At 56.1% G+C, this 5154-nt stretch carries 5 protein-coding genes and 3 pseudogenes; 7 read left to right on the top strand and 1 reads right to left on the bottom strand.

Annotation, left to right across the window (positions count from 1 at the left end; genetic code table 11):
- The 6 genes and pseudogenes from ACVLVH_RS24055 to ACVLVH_RS24030 all read left to right on the top strand — a co-directional run.
- A pseudogene (locus ACVLVH_RS24055) lies at nucleotides 1–681 on the top strand (F-type conjugative transfer protein TrbC); the annotation flags it as partial.
- Between the two features lie 217 nt (nucleotides 682–898).
- Nucleotides 899–1432: a phospholipase D family nuclease gene (locus ACVLVH_RS24050; protein WP_498950449.1), complete on the top strand. Its 534-nt coding sequence runs from the start codon at nucleotides 899–901 to the stop codon at nucleotides 1430–1432.
- A 132-nt stretch (nucleotides 1433–1564) separates the two neighbouring features.
- Complete coding sequence (gene repA, locus ACVLVH_RS24045; protein WP_455853634.1) at nucleotides 1565–1825, top strand: replication regulatory protein RepA; 261 nt, start codon at nucleotides 1565–1567, stop codon at nucleotides 1823–1825.
- Nucleotides 1826–2052: 227 nt separating this feature from the next.
- The gene (gene tap, locus ACVLVH_RS24040) at nucleotides 2053–2124 is read left to right on the top strand and encodes a RepA leader peptide Tap (protein ID WP_072034413.1); all 72 of its coding nucleotides are present in this window, start codon (nucleotides 2053–2055) and stop codon (nucleotides 2122–2124) included.
- Nucleotides 2117–2983, top strand: a complete 867-nt coding sequence (repA, locus tag ACVLVH_RS24035) for a plasmid replication initiator RepA (RefSeq protein WP_455853635.1) — start codon at nucleotides 2117–2119, stop codon at nucleotides 2981–2983. The genes tap and repA (ACVLVH_RS24035) overlap by 8 nt, the downstream gene beginning before the upstream one ends.
- A gap of 971 nt (nucleotides 2984–3954) precedes the next feature.
- Nucleotides 3955–4113 carry a hypothetical protein gene (locus ACVLVH_RS24030; RefSeq protein ID WP_498950447.1) on the top strand — a complete coding sequence of 53 codons (159 nt, stop codon included), beginning with the start codon at nucleotides 3955–3957 and terminating at the stop codon, nucleotides 4111–4113.
- Nucleotides 4114–4143: 30 nt separating this feature from the next.
- Here the strand turns inward: ACVLVH_RS24030 and ACVLVH_RS24025 are convergent.
- Nucleotides 4144–4485, bottom strand: a pseudogene (locus tag ACVLVH_RS24025) (SOS response-associated peptidase family protein); the annotation flags it as partial.
- Nucleotides 4486–4546: 61 nt separating this feature from the next.
- Here ACVLVH_RS24025 and ACVLVH_RS24020 point away from each other — a divergent pair.
- Nucleotides 4547–5154 (top strand): annotated as a pseudogene (locus tag ACVLVH_RS24020) (transposase); the annotation flags it as partial.

The raw sequence follows: 5154 nt of genomic DNA, 5'->3' as shown, positions 1-5154 counted from the left end.
CCGAAGGACACGCTGGAAATTCTGCAGCTGATGGCCGGCACCGAATACCGCGCGCACATGAGTGCGCTGGTGCAGCAGGGCAGCATCCTCGGGAGCGGCCTGAGCGATGATCCGCGCCTGCAGGTGAGCGAAAAGAAAAAGGTCGACGTGGAGGAGGTGCAGGCGCTGCAGGAGGGTGAGAACGTCACGCTTTTCAGGGGGCAGGTTGTGCGCGGCAGCTCGCTTTATATCAGCGATGCCGACAAGTTCACAAAGGAAGCGGTGCGCATCAACCGTTTTATGGAGGTTAGCCCGCCATCCGAAGCCCGGCTGCTGGCCACCATGCCCTATCGCCGGCGCCGCAGCTATGTGCGGGCCGACCGGGTTCAGCACATTCTGCAGGTCCTTGACGCCCCCCCGGCCGCGCAGGATACCCGTGGGCTGGTGCTGACCGACCCGGCGCTTGCCGCAGTCTGTGAATTCTCCCTCGAGTGCGAATACAGCTGGAAGCGGGCGCCCTCAGCCGCGGTGCGTTCGGCGATACTCTGGCACATGGTGCAGGAAAGCCTGCCTGCGCGGGGACGGGGCTATAAGGTCCGGCTGCGCGAACCCCGTCTGATGGGCGTGGGGCGCGAGGCAATTGAAAAAGCCGCGCAGAACTATGTGGCGCTGGCGTCTGAAAACACTAAAACTTTTAGCTAACCGATTGTAACTTATGGTTATTTGTAGCGAAAGGGCTAAAGCATTTTAGCCTGAGTCCGATAACAACCGTGAGACTGCTCCACAGTCTGCCACTGCTTAAATAAACGTTTGTAATGCTGATCCCTTTAAGGGCCTTTAAGGCCCTCTTTTTTTGCCTCTGCAACATGAATCATCTGACTTATTGCCGGCCACTGCCGGCTTACTGCAGGAACAAAACATGAAATTAACGTTTGCAGCGATCGCTATGGCGACCTCGCTGAGCTTTGTCGCGTACGCATCAGCCGCGACACCTTCCATTGACGTCGGATTTTCGCCTGAGGGCAGCGCGGAGCAGCTGGTCCTCCGCACGCTGGACGAGGCGCACGAGAGTATCCGCCTGATGGGCTACAGCTTCACCTCGCCCACGATCGTTAAGTCCCTGGTCGCGGCAAAACGTCGCGGTGTGGACGTCAGGGTAGTGGTGGACGACAAAGGCAACCGCAGCAAAGCGAGCCAGGCGGCAATGAACGTGGTGGTCAACGCCGGCATCCCGCTGCGCACTAACGGCCAGTACAAAATCATGCATGACAAAGTGATCATCACCGATGGCCAGAACGTGGAGCTCGGCTCGTTTAACTATACCCGGAGCGCAGCGGAGTCGAATTCCGAGAACGCGCTGGTCGTACGCGGGGTGCCCTCGCTGGCGCAGATGTACCTGACGCACTGGCAGTCTCGCTGGGATGGCGGTACGGACTGGCGATCAACTTACTGAATTACGCCTGACAAAAGTGAGAGTGGTCCGCGCGCCAACGCCGATCACACTCCAGCTTAAAGTTAAGTCGCTGATTTAAGAGATCTGTAGTATTCTCAGCAAAATTCAGTCCGAATTTGTGAGGGTGAAGAGATGTCGCAATCAGCTAGTTCAGAAGCTTCCTCATCCAGAAGTAAGCGTACTTACCGAAAAGGTAACCCTACACCGCCACGAGAAAGGCAAAAGGCTTCTCTTGAGCGCCGTAGCGATACGCATAAAGCTTTGCATGCGGTTATCTTAAATTCTCAGAAAGAAAAGCTGGAGACACTGGCTTCTGAAGAGGGTTTAACTCAGGCTCAGATGTTAGAAATCATCATTGAAAATGAGTACAAGCGCAGGAAATCAGGAACGTAAATATTTACATTCTTGATCCTTTGGCTTTCGGGTGATAGATTGCTGAGCGATCAAGGATTTTTGGTTAGCCACGCCGTAAGGTGGCAGGAAACTGGTTCTGACTAATGACTTAGAGCCAGAAAAAACAAAACCCCGATAATCTTCCTCAGTTTGGCGACTCAGGAGAAGACTAACGGGGCCCTAGAAACTGCATAGAAGCTGTTGCTCTATGCGGGGAGTATAGTTTTATGCCCGGAAAACTGCAATACCTTCTGTGCGTACTCCTTCTGTGCAACATAAGCGCAGGAAGGCGTGACTGAACAGGTATCTGAAAACACTTCATTTTACCGGCAGGTAAAGAATCCGAATCCGGAATTTGTCCCGGAGAAAGGAAAGAAAACTCTGCCGTTCTGCGAAAAAATACGTGAGAAGGCGGCCGGCTTTACCCAGCGCGTCGAGTTCCAGACGCTGGTTGCAATGTCGATCGCCCGCGGCGAACGGCGTCGTCGTCCGCCGGAGCTCCGCATGCGCGCGCTGGAAGCGTCGCTGCAGGCGCTCTGCCACTACTTTAACCCGCTGGCCAACCGCGTAGGCGCCTCGCTCACCACCATGAGCATCCGCTGCGGGCTGGCCACGGAGAAAAAACGCCTCTCTATCACCCGCTTTACCGGTGCCGTGCAGTTCCTGGCGCAGCTGAAGCTCCTCACCTACAACACCGAGTACGACAAAGAGATTGGCTGCAACATCCCGACGGACATCACCTTTACGCCTCTGATGTGGCAGGTGCTGGACGTGTCCGAGGAGGCCGTTGCGGCCGCGCGCCGCAGCCGCATCGAGTGGGAAAACCGCCAACGCGAGAAGAAGGGCCTGCCGCGCGCCGACGCCGGCGAGCTCATCAGCGCCGCCTGGTCGTTCGTCCGCGAACGCTTCCGTGAGTACCAGAAGTCGCGCCGCGAGCACGGCATGAAGCGTCACCGCGCGCGCAAAGACGCGCCGCGTACGCGCAAGGACATCGAGCAGCTGGTCCGTTTGCAGCTGCAGAAAGAAATCCGCAACGGTCGCTTCTTTGGCAGCCTCGACGCGGTACGTGCGGAGATAGAGCATCGCGTCACCGAGCGAATGAAGCTGTCGCGCGGCCATTACGCCCGGCTCGGAGATGACCTGCTGGTCACGACCTGACGGCCGTCGCGGCATTCCCCTACAAACGCTGGCGCATGAGCGCCGGATTACCCCTGCCTGCTTTCCGGCACCTAAAGCCGGCTTTTCACTTCTCCTGCCCAGGATTCAGCTATCCGGTTTGCGCCGGAGGCCTCCCCACGCCTGCAAAACGCCTTTCGCACAAACATCATCCACATCAGCCGTTTAGCCAGACAGCCGGAATGCGATCCGGCGCACAAAAGCACGCCGACTTCACGTCCGCAACCCCCGTTTCTGAGTTATCCACATTAACTACGAGAGGGTATGTATTTTATCTTCAGGCCGGAGAGGGTTTTAACCACTGAACGGACTTTTTACAAACCGCGATGATCCCTTTAAAAACCCGATCTCCTTTCTTTTAAAGATCCGTTATTACTTACCTTTAAAAATAAAATCTATACGGCTGCGCCCTGTGGACAATTAAATGCCCGCCCTCGCAGCGAACTGACGTTCGCGCCGGTTCGGTACAGCCGCTTCGCGTCTGTAGGTAGCTCCCGCAAAATTGCGGGCAAAAGGGCGCAGTTACAGCAGCAAAAAACTCGATGACCACATACGCGAAACCATTGATATCAGACTCAACTCAGCACCGAGCGAAACCCACCATGAAAAGCGCCGCCGCCCCGGCCCAGAGGGCCGGAACAGAGTCGCTTTATAGATGGATGATGTAACTACCACAGGTGTTGCTGTAATACTGAGGCCCGCGGTTTCTGTCTTTCGTCTTCGACCATCAGACTAATTCGCGATTGAAAGGCCGCTGCTTAAACGACGTCTGGCAGGGAGGGGTTGGGCTTTCGCCACCATTGAGCCTGTAACCGGCTCTGCCGGGCTGACGGCGCCCAATTGCATCAGAAGTGGTCCTTAACAATTTCTGGCGCCTCCATGCCGCTGACGCGGCATACAGTGGACAGGCTGCGCGCTGCTCGCCCGTCCGTATCGTTGAGGAAGAAAATGCTATGCAGGTCACCGAAGAAATGCGCGGGGATTCAGAAGAGACTTACCGCCTGAAAGACGAGGTGTTACTCAGGCTGGCAGATGCCGGACTGGAGAGTTCGCGCCTCAGAATTGCTGAGGTCTTTCATGGTGGCCCCGACATCCCGGGAAAATGGTCTTAAGGGATGAGTCAGGTAACGTCCAGCAGAGGCTCAGTCGCCAGCGGGCTCAGTGAGCTCTCTGCCCTGATTATGGATGTTGCCCACCTTCGCGCTCACCGGGTGCCAGGTGAAGTCCTTCTCCGGAACGGCAGCATCACGGGCTATTTCTTCTGCACGTTGCGGTGTCGTATCGGCACTCAGCCATTCACGGACGGCGTCAGCAGCGATCACTAGTGGTCTGCGATCGTGGATGTCGACCATGTCCTGGTTACTCGATGATGTCACTATTACAAACCCTTCCTTACCATGGTCCAGTCCGTAAGGCTGCTTACCGATGGCGGCAAAAAACAGGGGCTGTTTTTTTCTGTGGTAGATGAAGAACGGCTGCTTTTGATCCTACCCGCGAATAGTGGACACACGACTAAGTGAGTAAACTCTCAACCAGAGGTGACTCATGACAAAACCAGCATCAACCAATAAGAAGCCCCGCAAACAGCACACGCCTGAATTCCGCAACGAAGCCCTGAAGCTTGCGGAACGTATCGGTGTTGCTGCCGCTGCCCGGGAACTCAGTCTGTACAAATCCCAGCTCTATGCATGGCGCAGTAAGATTAACCATGCCCGCTGCTCTTCCGAGCGTGAGCAGGATATGTCCGTTGAAATTGCCCGCCTTAAGCGCCAGCTGGCCGAACGGGACGAGGAGCTGGCTATTCTCCAAAAGGCCGCGGCATACTTCGCGAAGCGCCTGAAATGAAGTATGTCTTCATCGAAAATCATCAGGCTGAGTTCAGCGTTAAAGCCATGTGCCGGGTACTGAGGGTCGCCCACAGCGGCTGGTATGCGTGGCGTCTGCGTCGTCAGCAAATAACACCACGTCAGCAATTCCGGCTCGTCTGTGATGCTGCTGTCCGTAAGGCATTCACTGAGGCAAAACAGCGTTATGGTGCGCCTCGTCTCGCTGACGAACTGCCGGAGTACAACGTCAAAACCATTGCCGCCAGCCTGCGACGTCAGGGACTTCGTGCAAAGGCTGCCCGTAAGTTCAGCCCGGTCAGCTACAGA

The organism is Kluyvera sp. 1366, from assembly GCF_054823405.1.
This window is presented reverse-complemented; position numbering and strand designations above follow the sequence as displayed.

Coding starts and splice junctions, on each gene's coding strand:
- ACVLVH_RS24050 (WP_498950449.1), top strand. CDS start 899: ATGAAATTAACGTTTGCAGCGATCGCTATGGCGACCTCGCTGAGCTTT.
- ACVLVH_RS24030 (WP_498950447.1), top strand. CDS start 3,955: ATGCAGGTCACCGAAGAAATGCGCGGGGATTCAGAAGAGACTTACCGC.
- repA (WP_455853634.1), top strand. CDS start 1,565: ATGTCGCAATCAGCTAGTTCAGAAGCTTCCTCATCCAGAAGTAAGCGT.